Origin of the sequence: Leptospira soteropolitanensis (genome assembly GCF_026151655.1) — a bacterium.
GTDB classification, from domain to species: Bacteria; Spirochaetota; Leptospiria; order Leptospirales; family Leptospiraceae; genus Leptospira_A; species Leptospira_A soteropolitanensis.
Genome location: NZ_JAMQPN010000084.1, coordinates 1 through 898, shown reverse-complemented (window position 1 = coordinate 898; position 898 = coordinate 1). Strand labels below are relative to the sequence as shown.

General features: G+C 33.2%; 2 protein-coding genes. Both read left to right on the top strand.

The window, feature by feature from the left end:
- The first annotated feature begins 98 nt into the window (after positions 1-98).
- Positions 99-353, top strand: a complete 255-nt coding sequence (locus tag ND811_RS19430) for a UPF0175 family protein (RefSeq protein WP_015679757.1) — start codon at positions 99-101, stop codon at positions 351-353.
- Between the two features lie 7 nt (positions 354-360).
- Positions 361-837 carry a PIN domain-containing protein gene (locus ND811_RS19425; RefSeq protein ID WP_265353618.1) on the top strand — a complete coding sequence of 159 codons (477 nt, stop codon included), beginning with the start codon at positions 361-363 and terminating at the stop codon, positions 835-837.
- Positions 838-898 lie beyond the last annotated feature (61 nt).

Sequence of the window (898 nt, the reverse complement as noted above, 5' to 3'; positions counted from 1 at the left end):
CACGCAATCGCTTAAAATTTAACCGGAAAAGGCAATATACAAACAAATACTCAAGTAAATCAATTTGACAAATCCAAATAATTCATCAAAATTGAACCATGAGCCTTTTGCAGATAGAGATTCCGGATCATCTACTTTTAGCAATAAATGAAACAGAAGATTCACTAAAGAATGATTTGAAATTTGAATTTGCTAAACACCTTTTTACTAAGGGTAGATTTACTTTAACGCAAGCCGCTGAGTTCTCATCTTTAGATCTAAAAACTTTTATGCAAAAAATATCGCGAGACGGAATACCAGTTATTGATTATGATTCCGATGACCTAGATTCCGAATTTTCTTTATTAAAATAGAATTACTTTGATAATTATTGCGGACTCTTCTCCCCTAATTTCACTAGCTATTATCAAAAAGCTACATCTTCTAGATGACATTTTTCAAGAAATCATCGTTCCTTTCTCAGTTTACGAAGAAATTGCTCAGACAGACAAAAAATTCAGTTCCACGTTACAAGAATGGACTAAACCCTATATAAAAAGATGTAACAATATTGAGGCATTTAACGCTTATAAACTTTCACTGGGAAAAGGTGAATCAGAAGCTATCGTCCTTTCGAAAGAATTTAAAAATAGTATTTTATTACTCGATGATAAAAAAGCCAGAAAAGTAGCTAAATTAAAAAATCAAAAAGTAATTGGGACTATTGGAATTCTCATTTCTGCAAAAGATAAGGGATTAATTTCTGAAATTAAAAGTTCATTAATGCTCCTGGAAGAACATGATATCCATCTTTCCAAAGCATTAATAGAAAAAGCACTACAAATGACTGGCGAATAAGCGACTGCGTATAACAGCGGGGAAACGCTTCGCTGCGGCACTTACGGCCTTGCTCGCTCTA